This is a genomic window from Thioalkalivibrio sp. ALE17, from assembly GCF_000425605.1.
Classification (GTDB): Bacteria; Pseudomonadota; Gammaproteobacteria; order Ectothiorhodospirales; family Ectothiorhodospiraceae; genus Thioalkalivibrio.
Genome location: NZ_KE384404.1, coordinates 126027 through 142089 on the forward strand (window position 1 = coordinate 126027; position 16063 = coordinate 142089).

The window sequence follows — 16063 nt, forward strand, 5'->3', positions numbered from 1 at the left end:
CGTGCCATGACACGACATCCAGCCCTGGGGGATAATCACGTCAGCACATCAATCGGGGGCCCCATGCAAGAACAACCAGGTTCAGTAACCATTGAGGTCGGTGCCGGCGAGCTGCTGGACAAGATCACGATCCTGAAGATCAAGAACGAGCGCATCAGCGACACCGAGAAGCTCCGGAACATTCGCCATGAGCTGAATGTACTTCAGGAAACCTGGATTCAGGCCGGTCTGGACGGCCCCGAGGTTGAAGGTCTAGAGCGGGACCTGCGCGAAGTGAACTCGAAGCTCTGGGAGATCGAGGACGAGATCCGCGAGTGCGAAGCGAAGAAGGACTTCGGCGAGCGTTTCGTGGAATTGGCGCGTTCGGTCTACATCACCAATGACGAGCGCGCCCGCATCAAAAAGGCCGTCAACACGCTTTGCAACTCGGCGATCGTCGAGGAAAAGTCGTATTCGGACTACGAGAGCTAGCCAGGCCGAAGATCCGCAATCACCTCGCGCAACACAGTCTCCACCGGGAGACCCTTCAGGTCGTCCGCCTCGATCGCCCGGAAGTGGGCGCGGGACAGCCCGGTTCGAACGGGCGACGCATGCGGCCCGAACAGGGCCAGTCCCGGCTTGCCGAGGCAGGCCGCAACATGCGTCGGCCCCGTGTCGTTTCCGACCACGTATGAGGCGCCCCGGATCGCCCCCGCTAACCCGAACCAGTCGAGCACCTCGTCATGGGCGCCAAACAGGGGCGTCGCAGGGATTGCCCGACAGAGCTCGATCTCGTCGGGCCCCGGTACGGTGACCACTTGATACTCCGTCTGGTTAGCGATTGCTGACGCAAGGGCCGCGTAATGGGGCCAGCGCTTCTCGGGGTGACGGGCCGAGGACCCCGGAATCAAAACGATGTACTTTTCGGTCACACCGCGGGCCTGAAGGATGGGCGCGACATCCTCCGCCATCCATCCCACATCAGGATCCAGGGTGTGCGTGGTTTCCAGTCCGGCAGCCGCCAACTGCCTCTGGAATGCCGAAAGGGGGGACTCCTCGCCTCGCCTGCGCTCGCCACAGATCCAGGTCGGTTGCCTCAGGATACGGCGCCGATAGAACGATGTTCGGCTCGAATTCTGCAGATCGTAGACACGATCAAACCGTTCGGACCGAAGCACCCGCGCCAGACGCCACCAGAGTACGAGCTTCCAAGCCTTCGGACGTGTCTCCGTCAGGACGCGATCCACATGCGGGCAACGCTCGAAGATCGAACGGTATGGGGGCGTTGTAAGAATCACCAGTTCATCATCCGGGTGGTGCCGGCGGATATCGCGTAACGCACCATCCGTTTGCACGACATCGCCGAAAGCGCCGTGCTTGATTACCAGAATCTTGCCCATTCCGCTCCCTCGTGGAAGGCGGCGGCTTCTCGCCAGGCGGCCAACTTCGGCGTCGCCGAAGCCAGGTTCAGCCGTCGTCCTTGAGGATGAACTGGGTGCCGCAGTAGGGGCACTGGTAGCGGCCGTCCGGAGTCTCGTCGATCGGAAGGAAGACACGCGGGTGCGAGGCCCACAGGGCCATCTTGGGCGTGGGGCAGTGCAGCGGCAGGTCCTTGCGCGTGACCGTGATCTCGGTCTGGGCGTTCGGTGTCTGGTACTGGTCCTGATGGTGGGCGGTATCGGGATTCACCATGATTCTTCTCGCTTCCGGTTGACGGAAAATTCGGGCGCCTCAGACGAAGGTCAGCCAGCCCTCGTGGCGGCTGTCGCGCCCCTGCACCACGTCGAAGTAGCGTGACTGCAGGCGCTCGGTGATCGGGCCGCGGGTGCCGGTGCCGATCGGGCGATCGTCGACCTCGCGGATCGGGGTCACCTCGGCGGCGGTGCCAGTGAAAAAGGCCTCGTCGGCAATGTACACCTCGTCGCGGGTGATGCGCTTCTCAATGACCTCCAGCCCCTCCTCACGCGCCAGCTCAATCACCGTGCGGCGGGTGATGCCGTCCAGCGCGGAGGTCAGGTCCGGGGTAAACAGCACGCCGTCGTGCACGATGAAGATGTTCTCGCCACTGCCCTCGGCCACGAAGCCCTCGGTATCCAGCAGCATGGCCTCGTCGTAGCCGCAGCGGGTGGCCTCCTGCAGGGCCATCATGGAGTTCATGTAGTTGCCGTTGGCCTTGGCCTTGCACATGGTCACGTTCACGTGGTGGCGGCTGTAGGAAGAGGTGCGGATGCGGATTCCCTTCTCGATCCCCTCGTCGCCCAGGTAGCTGCCCCAGTGCCAGGCCGCGACCATCGCGTGCACCAGCAGGTTGTCGGCGCGCAGCCCCATGCCCTCGGAGCCGAGAAAACACATCGGCCGCAGGTAGGCGCTTTCCAGCCCGTTGTCGCGCACGGACGCGATCTGCGCCTCGTTCAGCGCCTCGGCGGTGTAGGGGATGGTCATCCCGACGATCTTGGCCGAGTTGAACAGCCGTCGGGTGTGATCCTGCAGGCGGAAGATCGCCGGGCCCCGCGCGGTCTTGTAGGCGCGCACGCCCTCGAACACCCCCATGCCGTAGTGCAGGGTGTGGGTCAGTACGTGGGTCTGCGCCTCGCGCCAGGGCACCATCTGCCCGTCCAGCCAGATCACCCCGTCGCGGTCGGCCATCGACATCGTCTTGTTCCTCTATGCGTTCTGGTTCGCGGCCGCTTGCGGCTCGCCGAACAGGTCATTCCAGGCTTCGATCACGCGATCGCGCACGGCGCAGAGCGCGTCGTCGGGCGCCTCGACTCGGGCATCCGACCCCGCCAGCGTGAGGCGGTGGATGCGATTGCGCAGATCCCGGTAGGCATCCGCCAGCGCCGCGCTCAGGCTCGCGTCGATCACACCCTCGCGCCCGAGCGCCTCCAGCGTGCGGATCTTGTCCGGCCAGTCGCAGACGGCGGGGTGCTCGTGCGCGGATACCAAAACCCAGTATTGAACCATGAATTCAATATCAGTGATACCGCCACGGTCGCGCTTGAGATGGAAGCCCTGGCCCTTCTTCGAGGCGTGTTCCGCCAGCATGCGATCGCGCATCTCGACGACCTCGGCCCGCAGCGCCCCGGCGTCGCGCTCGCGGGTCAGGACCTCGCGGCGCAGGGCGTGAAAGCGCTCGCCCAGCTCGGCATCCCCGGTCACGAAGCGGGCCCGCACCAGCGCCTGGTGTTCCCAGGTCCAGGCGGACTCGTCCTGGTAGCGCCGGAACGCCTGCAGGCCACTGACCAGCAACCCCGCCGTGCCACTGGGCCGCAGCCGGGTATCCACCTCGTACAGGCGGCCCGCCGGGGTAAAGGCCCCCAGCAGGTGCACCACCCGCTGGGCCACCCGCGCGAAGAACTCGGTGTTGTCGATCACCTTCGGGCCCGCCGTCTGGGCTTCATCGCCTTCACTGTCGTGCAGGAACACCACGTCCAGATCCGAACCATAGCCCAGCTCGAAGCCGCCCAGCTTGCCGTAGCCAATCACCGCGAAGCGCGCCACCCGCCGCGCGTCCGACGCCCCGCACTGCGGCTCGCCGTGGCGCTCGACCATCTTCTCCCACGCCAGTTGCAGCACCCGCTCCAGCAGGACCTCGGCAAGCCAGGTCAGGTGATCGGAGACCTTCATCAGCGGCAGGAAGCCCATGATGTCGGCGGCCGCCACGCGCAGCGTCTGCACCTGCTTGAACTGCCGCAGGCGGTCCAGCATCTGTTCGTGGTCCTGCTCGGGAAACTGCGCCAGTTCGGCCTCCAGCTCCTCGCGCAGCCCGTCGCGATCCGGCGGTGCGTAGAGCGCACGCGGATCCAGCAGCTCGTCCAGCAGCACTGGATGCCGGGTCAGCTGTTCGTTGATCCACGGGCTGGCGGCCACCAGCTTCACCAGCTGGGACAGCGCCAGCGGGTTTTCCACCAGCAGCGACAGGTAGACCGAACGCCGGGCGATGGTGCGCACCATCTGCAGGGCCCGGGGCAGCACCGCATCCGGGGCCTCCATCTCCGCGATGGCCCCGATCAGCAGCGGCATCAGGCGGTCCAGCCGCTGGCGCCCGGTCACGCTCATCGCACGCACGCCCGGGCTCTCGCGTAGATCGGCGATGCCGCGCAGGGCCTCGTCCGCATGCTGGAAGTCCATCGCCTCCAGTACCGCGCGGGCATCATCCTCCGGGAGCGCCCCCTGCCAGAGACGATTCAGCTGCTGCTCGCGATCCGCCTCCGGCGAGGCCTCCATGGCCGCCCCGTCCGCGCGCTGCGGGGCGCTGAAGACCTGCTCGAAGTGGGCATGCACCCGCCGCTGCTCGCGCAGCAGCGCCATCTCGAACGCGGCCTCGTCGTCGAAACCCAGCGACAGCGCCAGGCGGTGGCGGTCATCCCCGTTGGAGGGCAGGCGGTGCGTCTGCTGATCATTCAGCATCTGCAGGCGATTCTCCACGCGGCGCAGGAAGCGATAGGAACGCTCCAGCTGCTCGACCGCGTAGGCCGGCAGGAGCTCGCGCTCGCGCAGCACCCCCATCACCCCCAGCAGGTCGCGACGCTGCAGCGCCTGGTCGCGTCCGCCCCGGATCAGCTGGAACGACTGCGCGATGAACTCGATCTCGCGGATCCCGCCCTCGCCGTGCTTCACGTCCTCGAATCGGCCGCGCCGCGCCGACTCGTCGTTGATCATCTGCTTCAGCTCGCGCAGGTTGGCGAGGGTGCCGTAGTCCAGGTAGCGCCGATAGATGAACGGGCGCAGCCGCCGCATCAGCCGCGCGCCAGCCTCGGGGTCACCGGCCAGCGGGCTGGCCTTGATCAGGGCGTAGCGCTCCCACTCGCGCCCGTGCGCCTGGTAGTAGTCCTCCATGGCGTCGAAGTGCATCACCAGCGGGCCGGAATCGCCGAAGGGGCGCAGGCGCATGTCCACGCGATAGCAGAAGCCATCCGCGGTCACATCCGACAGCACCGCGATGAGCTGCCGCCCCAGGCGCTGGAAAAACGCCTGGTTCTCGATCACCCGTTCGCCATCAGTCTCGCCCGCCTCCTCGAAGGCGAAGATCAGATCGATGTCGGAGGAGAAATTGAGCTCACCGCCCCCCAGCTTGCCCAGCCCCAGGACCACCATGGACTGGGCCTCGCCCTCCGGCCCGCGGGGCTGGCCGTAACGCTCCTGCAAGTGCCGGTCCAACCACTGCAGCCCGCCCTCGATCAGGGATCGGGCCAGCCGGCTCAGGTCGTGCATCACCTCGTCGAGGTCTGCCTGGCCCGACAGATCGCGCCAGGCCACGCGGATCATCTCGCGATGCCGGGTCTCGCGCAGCACATGCCGCAGCGCGGCCTCGTCGGTGGCACCTTCCAGTCGCGCCTGGAGGGTGCGTTCGAAAGCGGCATCGTCGCAGGCCGCCACCCGGCCCTCCGGGTCCAGGGCCTCGAGCAGGTATTCCGGGTGCTGGCGCACCGTCTGCGCCAGGTAATGGCTGAAGGCCAGCGCCACGGGCGTCGCCGCGAGGAAGGTATCCGGCCAGGCGCATTTCTCGTCCAGCTCGGCCAGCAGGTCGCGAACCTCCTGCTGCAATGACGCGGGCAGGGACGCGGGGGATTCGGGCAGAGGCTTGTCCATGTGCCAAGCCTATCAGCGTTGCACCCGATTGGGTGCCCGGCCCAGCGCGCCGCCGATGCCTCGGGTATTGACACGGGATGAGAACACAAATAACAATCGTTCTCGTCTACTAGATACCAACACCTGACCATTCTTCAATGAGGAACCGCACCATGACGCTTCGTCCACTTGCCTGGCTGATCGGCACCGCCGCGGCCATCGCCGTCAGCATGCCGCTGGTCGGCTGCAGCCCCGCCGATCAGGACGAGGTCAACCTCTATTCGGCGCGCCAGGAAAACCTGATCAAGCCGCTGCTCGACGACTTCACCGATCAGACCGGCATTCAGGTCAACCTGGTGACCGGCGGTGCGGACAGCCTGCTGCAGCGCCTGCGCCACGAGGGCCGCAACTCCCCGGCCGATCTCTTCATCACCGTGGATGCGGCGCGCCTGCATCAGGCCCGCGAGGCCGGCGTGCTGCAGGGAATCGAGTCCGAGGTGCTGCACGAGAACATCCCCGAACGTTATCGCGACCCCGACGGGCTGTGGTTCGGCCTGTCCTCGCGGGCCCGCCCGATCCTTTATCACGAGGATCGCGTCGACCCGTCCGAGCTGTCGACCTACGAGGCCCTGACCGATAGCCAATGGGAAGGCCGCATCTGCATACGCTCCTCCAGCAACGTCTACAACCAGTCGCTGGTGGCCGCGATGATCGCGACCGAGGGCACCGACGCCGCCCAGGAGTGGGCCAACGGAATCGTCGCCAACATGGCGCGCCAGCCGCAGGGCGGGGATCGCGACCAGATCCGCGCGGTGGCCGACGGGGTCTGCGACATCGCGATCGCCAACACCTACTACCTGGGCCTGATGCTGGACGGCGAAGGGCGTGACCGCGAAGTCGCCGAACAGATCGGCGTCTTCTGGCCCAACCAGGACGACCGCGGTACGCACGTCAACATCAGCGGCGCCGGTGTCACCGCGCACGCCCCGAACCGGGACAACGCGATCCGCCTGCTGGAGTTCCTCTCCGCCACCGAGGCCCAGGAGTGGTACGCCGAGGTCAACCAGGAGTACCCGATCCGCGACGACGTCCCGGCGAGCGAGATCCTTCAGGGATTCGGCGACTTCAAGGCCGACAACATCGAGCTCTACCGGCTGGGCAACCACAACGCCGAGGCCGTGCGCGTGATGGATCGGGCCCGCTGGCGCTGAGTCTGCCCCATCACACTATGTACCCCCACTCGCCCCCGGCCCTCCGGGGGCGTTTTGTTTGCACTCCGGAAGACATCGGAGACTCGGATGCAAAGAGCCCGCCATCGCGCCGGCGTTAATCCGCCAGTCCTGAAGCGGCCATAGTGGTATTCGAAACAAGAACCTTTACTATTCGCACTCCATGAGCGCACAGACGACCAGTACGGCCGCCCCAGCGGCACCCCACGCGACCCGCCGGCGCCTGCCGTCGAGTCCGTGGACGGCGATTGCCCTCGTCGTGGCGCTGACCCTCGCCCTGCCGATCCTGGTCATCTTCGGGCACGTATTCATCCCCGCCGGGGAGGTCTGGACCCATCTGCGCGAGACTGTCCTCGCGGATTACGTGTTCAATTCCCTGGCGCTGCTGATCGGGGTCGGTATCGGGGTCCTGCTGATCGGGGTGCCGGTGGCCTGGCTGGTCAGCGTCTGCGACTTTCCCGGGCGCGGCATCTTCCAGTGGGCGCTGATGCTGCCGCTGGCCATGCCGGCCTACATCATTGCCTATACCTATACCGGCATGCTGGATTTCAGCGGCCCGGTACAGGTGCTGATCCGCGACCTGACCGGCCTGGGCTACGGCGAATACTGGTTCCCCGAGATCCGCTCGCTCGGCGGCGCCATGGCCATGCTCACACTGGTGCTGTACCCCTATGTCTACCTGCTCAGCCGGGCCGCCTTCCTGGAACAGTCGGTGTGCGTTCTGGAGGTCTCCCGCACCCTGGGCGCCGGCCCGTTCGGCGGTTTTCGCCGGGTCGCCCTGCCGCTCGCGCGCCCGGCCATCATCGCCGGACTGACCCTCGCCCTGATGGAGGTCCTGGCCGACTACGGCACGGTCGCCTACTTCGGCGTCAGCACCTTCACCACCGGGATCTTCCGCACCTGGTACGGCCTGGGCGACCCGGCCGCCGCCGCCCAGCTGTCGGCCGTACTGCTGACCTTCGTCTTCGTGCTGATCGTGCTGGAACGCTGGTCCCGGGCTCGGGCACGCTTCCATCACACCAGCCGCCGCTACTCCACCCTTCCGCGCTATCAACTGCGCGGCTGGAAGGGGGCCGCGGCCTTCGTCGGCTGCCTGCTGCCAGTGCTGCTGGGCTTCCTGCTGCCGGCCCTCCAGCTCGGCCTGTGGACCATGCAGACCACCGACCACTGGATGAACCCGGCCTTCGGGCGCCTGGTCTTCAACAGCTTCTGGCTGGCGATCGCGGCTGCCGTGATCGCCGTCGCCCTGGCCCTGCTCCTTGCCTATGCCCGGCGCATGGAAGGCGGTCGTTTCACGAACGCCGCTGTACGCGTCGCCGGGATGGGCTATGCGGTGCCCGGCATCGTGATCGCGATCGGGGTGATGATCCCGTTCGCCGCGTTCGACAACGCCCTGGACGGCTTCATGCGCGACACCTTCGGGCTGTCCACCGGATTGCTGCTGTCGGGTACCGTCTTCGCCCTGCTGTTCGCCTACACCGTGCGCTTCCTGGCGGTCTCGCTGCAGACGGTCGAGGCGGGGCTGGGCAAGATCCAGCCGAGCATGGATGACGCCGCCCGCTCGCTCGGGATGCGCCCCCTGCAGACCCTGACGCGGGTGCACCTGCCGATCATGCGCGGCACCCTGCTGACCGCGCTGCTGCTGGTGTTCGTCGACGTACTCAAGGAGCTGCCCGCCACGCTGATCCTGCGCCCGTTCGACTTCAACACCCTCGCGGTGCGCGCCTTCGAGCTGGCCGGCGACGAACGCCTGGCCGAATCCTCCTCCGCCGCACTGGCGATCGTGCTGGTGGGCCTGGTTCCCGTTATCCTGCTGTCCGTGACCATCGGCCGCTCGCGCCCCGGCCAGCAGGGCCCGACCCGCGCGGCGGACGAACAGCCGCCGCAGAAACCCCTCGCCATGCCCGCAGGCACGACGAATTCCCCATGACCCAGCCCGCCATGACCCAGCCCATCGACACCAGCCTGCAGGTGCCTCACACGCCGCTGATCGCCCTCGATCAGGTGGACATCGGCTACGACGGCACCGCCGTGGTACACCAGGTATCGCTGGCCCTGCCCAAGGGCCAGATCGGGTGCCTGCTGGGCCCCTCCGGCTGCGGCAAGACCACGCTCCTGCGCGCCATCGCCGGGTTCGAGCCGCTGATGGCCGGCAGCATCCAGCTGGACGGGCGCAGCGTCAGCGACGCCCGGGGCACGGTGCCGCCGGAGAAGCGCGGGGTCGGCATGGTGTTCCAGGACTTCGCCCTGTTCCCGCACTTGAGCGTGGCCGACAACATCGCCTTCGGCATTCGCCACTGGGGCCGCGAGGATCGCGACGAGCGCATCCGCTCGCTGCTCAAGCTGGTGGGCCTGTCGGGCTATGGCGAGTCCTTCCCGCATGCCCTGTCCGGCGGCCAGCAGCAGCGCATCGCGCTGGCCCGGGCCCTGGCCCCGCGGCCCAAACTGCTGTTGCTGGACGAGCCCTTCTCCAGCATGGACGTGGAGCTGCGCAGCGAGCTCGCGCGCGAAGTGCGGCGTATCCTGCGCGCGGAGAACACCACCGCCATCCTGGTCACCCATGACCAGCACGAGGCCTTCGCCTTCGCCGACCGCATCGCGGTCATCCACCAGGGCCGCGTGGCCCAGTGGGATACCGCCTACAACCTCTACCACCGCCCGGCGGATCGCTTCGTCGCCGACTTCGTCGGCGAGGGCACGCTGATCCCCGGCATGGTCTGCGCCGAGCATGTGGTGGATACCGCCTTCGGCGAGATCGAGGGGACTCTGTCGGAGCAGCTGCCGCCCGGCACGGCCGTGGATGTCCTGGTCCGCCCGGACGACATCGCGATCGACAACGAGGCCGGCACCATCCGCACCGAGATCCTCGACAAGGCCTTCCGCGGAGCGGACTTCCTCTACACCCTGCGTCTGCCGGACGGGCTCAGCGTGCTGTGCATGGCCCCGTCCCACGACAACTTCGTGATCGGCGAACACGTACGCCTGCGTCTCGATTTCACCCACCTGGTGGTGTTCTCGCGGGGCAGCGGGGTGGACTGCCCGGCGACCTGATCCGCCGCCGGCGTAACGCAACGGCCGGTCGGGCGGGCGGGAACTCGCGTGAGTTGGCGCGTTCCGATCCTCACACGCGCCCCGCTTCGCAACCGCTATCATCGTTCCATGACCCGTCTCCGCGCCCTGTTCATTCGCCGGTTAGCCCTGTCGCGCGTCGGCGGGGTCGCACTGGTAATGCTGGCGCTCGCGGGCCTGGCAAGCCCGGCCGCCGCCGAGAATGGCGCCACCCCGGGTCTGCAGATCGAGGGCGGAACCGACGCCCAGCGCGAGAACATCCGCAACAGCATCAACCTGGCGCGGCACCCCTGCGACCTGCCGGGGTTTCGCGAACGCCGGGTCCTGCGCGACACCGAGGAACGCGCCCGCAACGCCCTGCGCGCCATCGGCTTCTACGACGCCGAGCTGGAGCTGGACTTCGAGCGCGGCGAGGACTGCTGGGACGTCCGTATCACCCTGGACCCCGGGCCACCCACCACGGTCGAGCGGATCGATATCCAGATCACTGGCGAGGGGGCCGACGACCTGGGCTTCGAGGCCGTGCGCAGCCAGACCGAGATCCGCGTGGGTGACACCCTGCGCCATGATCGCTACGAGGCCCTGCGCAACCGTATGACGCGGATCGCCGCCGATCGCGGCTACTTCGACGCCGATCTCCACACCCGGCGCCTCGAGGTAGACCGCGACGCGCGCGCCGCCACCATCCGCCTGCACATGGAGACCGGGGATCGCTACCGCATGGGCCAGGTCCGTATCGACCAGGACATCCTCGCCGACGACTTCGTCCAGCGCATGGTGCCCTTCGAGGCCGGCGACCCGTACAGCTCGGCGCAGATCATCGCACTGCAACGCAACCTGAACGACAGCGGCTACTTCGGCGGCGTCCGCGTGCGCCCGCGGCGCGATGCGGCGGACGGGCTGGAAGTCCCGATCCTCGCGGAGCTGGAACCACGCAAACGCCACAGCTACGAGGCCGGCATCGGCTACTCCACCGATATCGGACCGCGCATCCGCCTGCGCTACGAACATCGCTACGCCAACACCCGGGGCCACCGCTACCAGGCCGAGATCGAGGCGTCCCCGGTGCGATCCGGCATCGGCTACAACTACGAGATCCCGCTGCGCGACCCGCTGCGTGAACGCCTGAACCTGTTCACCACCTACCGCACGGAAAAGACGGACACCCAGGAATCCGACCGCTTCCAGATCGGGGCCAACCGTATCCTGCAGCGCCGCAGTGGCTGGCAGACCACCGAGGGGCTGCGCTACGAATACGAGGACTACACCGCCGGCGAGGACGACAGCGGCCGCAGCCAGCTGCTGATCCCGTCCTACCGCATCAGCCGCATGGATGCGGACGATCCGATGACCCCGCGGCGCGGCTACCGCTTCGAGGCCACCGTGCAGGGCGCGCGCGAAGAGATCCTGTCCAGCACCTCGTTTGCGCAGGTACTGGCCAGCGGCAAGATCGTGCGCGGCCTCGGCCCCGGACGGGTACTGGCGCGCGCGGACGCCGGTTTCACCGAGGTCGACGCGGTGCAGGACCTGCCCAGCTCCCTGCGCTTCTACGCCGGCGGTGACGCCAGCATCCGCGGCTACGGCTATCAGCGGGTCGGCCCGCGCAACGAGGACGGCGATGTGATCGGCGGGCGCCACAAGGTGGTTGGAAGCCTGGAGTACGACTACCCGGTCGTCGGCAACTGGAGCGCCGCGGCCTTCGTGGACGCCGGCAACGTGGTCAACGAGTGGGACGAATTCGACCCGGTCTACGGGGTCGGGATCGGCGTGCGCTGGCGCTCCCCGGTCGGTCCCATCCGCGTGGACCTGGCCCACGGCCCGGATTCGGAAGACGACTTCCGCATCCACTTCTCCATGGGGCCGGACCTGTGAAGCCCGTTCTGCGCGCCAGCCTGTGGGGGCTGTCCACGCTCCTGACCCTGGTGATCATCCTGCTGGGGACCCTCGGCGCCCTGCTCGCCACCGAATCCGGTACCCGCTGGCTGGCCGCCCAGGGCGAGCGCCTGGTCCCGGTCGAGCTGCGCATCGACCGGGTCGAGGGAACGCTGTTTACCGAACTGCGGCTGCACGGCCTGTACCTGGCGCTCCCCGATGGCCCGGAGATCGATCTGCCCGCGGGCCGCATCGGCGTCAGTGCCCGCAGCCTGCTGCGCGGGGAACTGAACATCCGGGTGCTGGCCGCCACGGGCATGCGCGTCGATCTCCCGCCGCCCGACCCGGAGGCGGTCTCCGACGACGAGCCCTTCGCGCTACCCGAATCCATCCGGCTACCGCTGGCAGTGCGCCTGGGCCAGCTACTCGTCGAGGATCTGGCGATCCTTCAGACCGGCGAGCCACTGGCCACCATCACCCGCCTGACGGCCGGCGCCCGGGCGCGCGGTTCGCGGGTCGAGCTGCAGGCGCTGGCACTGGATATGCCGGAGATCCGCGCCCGACTGACCGGGGAGATCGAGACCGACGGGGACTATCCGCTCGAGCTGCGCGGCCAGTGGCAGGCCCCCCTGCCCGAGACGGCCGCCGAGGGCCTGGGAACCGACGAGGCACACGGCGAGCTGCGGGTCACCGGGGCCCTGCGGGAACGCGTACAGGTGGACCATGACCTGCGCGCCGGCATCGAGCTGAGCCTGCATGCCAGCGCCCGCGAACTGTTCGCCACGCCAGAGCTGGAACTGACCGCGCAGTGGCAGCCCTTCGCCTTCCACATCGATCCGGAACAGCACGTCGACATGGAGGCCGGGCGCCTTGAGGTGCACGGCACACCGGAGGCCTGGGCCCTGGAGATCGACACGGCCGCCACCCTCGCACCCTGGCCGCGCATCGCCGTGAGCACCCGTGCACGGGGAGACCTCGAATCGCTGCAGCTTGAAGGTCTCGAGATCGCTTCCGAAGCCGGTCGGATCGCCCTGTCCGGCCCGGTCCGCTTCGACGACGCCCTGGACTGGGATCTGGCCCTGGAGGCCCGTCAACTGACGCCGGCGCCGCTGGGCCTGGAAGTGGATGCCGGGATCGAGCATCTCAAGGCGCAGCTGCAGGGTCACCTGCCGCTGGGGACCAACGCCCCGCCCCTGGCCGCCCTCGAGGCACGCGCGAGCGTCACCGAACTGGAAGGACATTTCGAGGATCACCCGATCAGCGGGCGCCTGAACGCGTGGGTGGCCGACGGCGAGGCCGGCATCGAGGACACCCGCCTGGCCATCCGCGACCTCGCGCGGCTGGATCTGGCGGGTGCGGCCACGGGCCTGGCCGGCGACCTGACCGATCCCGATCACCGCATCGCCTTCGACCTCGGGCTGGACCTCGCGGCCCCGGAACTGGCACGCCTGCACCCGGAGCTGGACGGCCGCATCGAACAACTGCGCGTGGCACTGGACGGCGACTACGTCCCCGCCAGCGGCGGGCTGGCCGCGCAGCTCGAGCTGGCCCCGCTGCAGGCCGGCCTGCGCGGGATCGACATCACGGGTGACGCCCGGGTCGCGCTGAGCGAGACCGGCGGCCAGATCGAACGACTGCAGCTCGCTGCCGACACAGGTGCCCGGCTGGCCCTGAGCGGCGACCTCGACTGGTCCGAAGGCCTGGCGTGGGATCTCGCGCTGGACGGCGAGGGGCTGGACCCGTCGCTGGTGGCCGCCGAACTCCCCGGTCAGCTCGCGCTGGCCCTGACCAGCAAGGGACACCTGGACGCCGACGGCCGCCCGCGCCTCCAGGCCCGACTACAGCGCCTGGAGGGCCGCCTGCGCGAACAGCCCGTTTCCGGTCAGGCGGACCTCGCGCTGGAGGGCGAACACCTGCGCGTGGACCGCCTGGACCTGGCACTGGGGCGCAACACGCTGAGCGCCCGCGGCGAGTGGACCAACGCCCTCGACTTCGAACTGCAACTGGATGCACCGGAGCTGGACCGGGCCTGGCCCGACCTTGGCGGCCGACTGGAACTGGATGCGCGTATCACGGGGGACCCCGAGCGTCCGCGCGTCGCGGCGCGCGGCAGCGGCGCCGGCCTGCGACTGGCGGACATCACCCTGGAACGGCTGGAATTGCAGGCCGATGCGGGCCTCGAGGTGGCCGCACCCGCCGAGATCGAGCTGCGCCTGACCGGGCTCGAACCGGGCGACGGTACGCGGGTGGAGTCTTTGCGGCTGGACGCCTCCGGCCGCGTGGATGAACACCGCATCACCCTCGCCGCAGATGCGACAGACCTGGGTTCGCTGGAACTGGCGCTGCGCGGCGGCCTGGACCCCGAGACCCTGCACTGGCGCGGACAGCTCGCACGACTGGACCTGGACCAGCCCGCCGCCGGGGCCTGGCGCCTGACAGAACCGGTCGCGCTGGAGGGGGGGCCCGAACAGGCACGGCTGGAGCGCCTGTGCCTGGCGCGGGACGACGCGCGCCTGTGTACCGAGGCCCGCTGGAGCGGCACCGCAGGGGCGGAATTCGATGCCGACATCCGGGCCCTGGACCTGGCGTGGCTGGAACCCTTCCTGCCGCCGGAACTGGCCATCGCCGGCGAGCTGAACGCCGACGCCAGCGGCCGCCTCGAGCCCGACGGCACCCTGGCGGCCGACCTGGCCGTGACGCCGACCGACGGCCACCTGATCGTGCGGGACGAGGACGGGGATCTCGAGGAAGTCCCCTACCGCGACGTACGCCTGACCGCCCGGATACGCGACCGCGACGTGGACGCCGCCCTGCGCCTCGACTCCCTGGAGGGCGGAACCGCCCGCAGCGACATCCGCCTGCGCCCGGACGGCGAGGACCTGCGCCTGGACGGTGACTTTGTCGCGCGGCTCGAGGACCTGGCCTGGCTGGCCGCCCTGAGCCCCGAGATCCAGCGCCTGAGAGGGTCGCTGGACGCCCGCCTGGACTTTGGTGGCCGCCTCGACGCACCGCTGGTGGAGGGTGAGGTGGCCTTCCGCGACGGGGGCGTGCTGATCCCGGAGGCGGGTATCGACGTCGTGATCCCCGAGATCACGGCCCGCGTGGTGTCGGCCGAGGAGCTGACGCTCGCCGGGCGGCTGGAGTCGGGCGATGGCGGCATCGACCTCGACGGCCGGGTCGATCTCGGGGGCGACGGCCCGCGCGCCGAACTGAATCTGGCCGGCACGGACTTCCTGGTGGTCAATCGGGTGGACGCGGAGGCCCGCATCACACCGGACCTGCAGCTGGTCTTCACCCCCGCCGACGGCATTCGCGTGCGCGGCGAGGTGTTCCTGCCCTGGGCGCGCATCCGCCCGCCGGACCTGCCGCCGGGCGCGATCCGGGTCTCCGGCGACGAGATCATCCTCGGCGAGGAGATCCAGGAGGCCCAGGGGCTGAAGACCGACATCCGGATCCGGATCCGGCTGGGCGACGACGTGCGCTTCGACGGCTTCGGCCTGACCGCGCGCTTCGCCGGCGAGGTGGATGTCGAGGAGATCACCGGGCAGCCCACCCAGCTCTTCGGCGAGATCACCATCCCCGAGGGCCAGTACAGCGACTACGGCCAGGACCTGCGGGTGGAACGCGGCAGCCTCGTCTTCCAGGGGCCGGCGGAGAACCCGGAACTGGACCTGCGCGCGATGCGCACCGTGCGCGAGTACAACGTGACGGTCGGCCTGGAGATCCGCGGCACGCCGGACAACCTGCGCTCGCGGGTGATCTCCGACCCGCCGATGGACGAGACCGAGGCGATGGCGTTCCTGCTGACCGGTCGCCCCCTGTCGGGCGCATCACAATCGGACGGCAACATGATCGCCGCCGCCGCGGCGGCCTACGGCCTGGAACAGGGTGCGGTCATCACCGAGCGCATCGGCCGCGAACTGGGCCTGGACGAGGTGGAACTGGATACCGAGGGCGGGCTGGACGAGAGCGCGCTGACGCTGGGTCTGTACCTCTCGCCAAGACTCCTGCTGCGCTACTCCATCGGGTTGTTCGACAACACCTCGAAGGTCCTGCTGCGCTATGAACTGACCCGCAACCTGAGCGTGGAAACCGCCTCCGGCACCACGGAACAGTCCGTCGACCTGATCTACCGCATCGAACGCTAGGAGACGCTGCGCCCTGTAAACCCGTTTTTTTCACCACGAAGCGCACGAAGGCACGAAGAAAAAGCGGTTCGGATGCAGGCATTAGCACACCAAGCTCACCGAAACACCGCGCTTTCTCGCAACGGCTGACCGACACTCGAATCACGACTACTCCCCGAGAATCTTCTCGAGGCCGGCGCTGACCGACCGGTCATC

General features: G+C 68.5%; 10 protein-coding genes. 6 read left to right on the forward strand and 4 right to left on the reverse strand.

The genetic code is table 11. The features are described 5' to 3' along the window. Window positions 1-63: 63 nt before the first annotated feature. The gene (locus H609_RS0111560; RefSeq protein WP_018877257.1) at window positions 64-471 is read left to right on the forward strand and encodes a DUF6165 family protein; all 408 of its coding nucleotides are present in this window, start codon (window positions 64-66) and stop codon (window positions 469-471) included. Here H609_RS0111560 and H609_RS0111565 read toward each other — a convergent pair. The 4 genes from H609_RS0111565 to glnE form a co-directional block, all read right to left on the reverse strand. Then, window positions 468-1379 carry a glycosyltransferase family 9 protein gene (locus tag H609_RS0111565; RefSeq protein WP_018877256.1) on the reverse strand — a complete coding sequence of 304 codons (912 nt, stop codon included), beginning with the start codon at window positions 1377-1379 and terminating at the stop codon, window positions 468-470. The two genes, H609_RS0111560 and H609_RS0111565, sit on opposite strands and share 4 nt — an antisense overlap. A gap of 67 nt (window positions 1380-1446) precedes the next feature. Further along, entirely contained in the window at window positions 1447-1671 is a 225-nt protein-coding gene (locus tag H609_RS0111570; protein WP_018877255.1) for a zinc-finger domain-containing protein, read from the reverse strand. Window positions 1672-1710: 39 nt separating this feature from the next. After that, a complete protein-coding gene (locus tag H609_RS0111575; RefSeq protein ID WP_018865877.1) occupies window positions 1711-2631 on the reverse strand; it encodes a branched-chain amino acid transaminase in 921 nt (306 codons plus the stop codon). 12 nt (window positions 2632-2643) lie between these two features. Next, window positions 2644-5571, reverse strand: a complete 2928-nt coding sequence (glnE, locus tag H609_RS0111580; RefSeq protein WP_028485008.1) for a bifunctional [glutamate--ammonia ligase]-adenylyl-L-tyrosine phosphorylase/[glutamate--ammonia-ligase] adenylyltransferase — start codon at window positions 5569-5571, stop codon at window positions 2644-2646. 152 nt (window positions 5572-5723) lie between these two features. Between glnE and H609_RS0111585 the strand changes: the two genes are divergently transcribed. From H609_RS0111585 to H609_RS0111605, 5 genes are all read left to right on the forward strand, one after another. Continuing rightward, window positions 5724-6761, forward strand: a complete 1038-nt coding sequence (locus H609_RS0111585; RefSeq protein WP_018865879.1) for a Fe(3+) ABC transporter substrate-binding protein — start codon at window positions 5724-5726, stop codon at window positions 6759-6761. 181 nt (window positions 6762-6942) lie between these two features. Next, window positions 6943-8709, forward strand: coding sequence for an iron ABC transporter permease (locus tag H609_RS0111590; RefSeq protein WP_038028299.1), 1767 nt, complete (start codon window positions 6943-6945; stop codon window positions 8707-8709). A gap of 11 nt (window positions 8710-8720) precedes the next feature. After that, complete coding sequence (locus tag H609_RS0111595) at window positions 8721-9830, forward strand: ABC transporter ATP-binding protein (RefSeq protein ID WP_038028334.1); 1110 nt, start codon at window positions 8721-8723, stop codon at window positions 9828-9830. Between the two features lie 66 nt (window positions 9831-9896). Continuing rightward, on the forward strand, window positions 9897-11720 hold the full coding sequence (locus H609_RS0111600; RefSeq protein WP_028485010.1) for an autotransporter assembly complex family protein: 1824 nt from the start codon (window positions 9897-9899) through the stop codon (window positions 11718-11720). 8 nt (window positions 11721-11728) lie between these two features. After that, window positions 11729-15868, forward strand: a complete 4140-nt coding sequence (locus H609_RS0111605) for a translocation/assembly module TamB domain-containing protein (protein WP_028485011.1) — start codon at window positions 11729-11731, stop codon at window positions 15866-15868. The last annotated feature ends 195 nt before the right edge of the window (window positions 15869-16063 follow it).